The 382-nt window shown below is 81.4% G+C and carries 1 protein-coding gene; it reads left to right on the top strand.

The window, feature by feature from the left end; all coding sequences use genetic code 11:
* Positions 1–382: hypothetical protein (locus ACXJMZ_RS37465; protein ID WP_457034447.1), on the top strand; the 382-nt coding region annotated here is incomplete at both ends.

The raw sequence follows: 382 nt of genomic DNA, 5'->3' as shown, positions 1-382 counted from the left end.
GCGTGACCTCCCGGACGGCGCTGGGCGCGCTGCTCGCCGCCGAGGGCGGTCCGCAGGGCTGGGCGCGCTGCTCGCCGCCGAGGGCGGTCCGCAGGCGGGCCGCAGGTCTGGTGGCCGCTGCCCGTGGCGAGCCCACGCTGGCCGTGGAGTGCCTCGCGGCATCGGCCGAATCGTTCCAGGACGCCGGGTTCGCCGCCCAGCGCGCGCTGACCCTGGCCCTCGGTGCCCCGATCGCGGCCGCCGCCGGGGACCGCCGCCGGGCCGACGCCTGGCTCGACGAGGCCGACCGGCTCGCCGCCGAGACCGGCGCAGGCTCGATCGCCGCGCAGGCGCCGCCGAGACCGGCGCAGGCTCGATCGCCGCGCAGGCCGCCGCCGTCCGG

The organism is Kitasatospora sp. P5_F3, assembly GCF_054049135.1.
The sequence above is the reverse complement of the archived record's forward strand: the minus strand, read 5'-3'. Positions and strand labels throughout refer to the sequence as shown.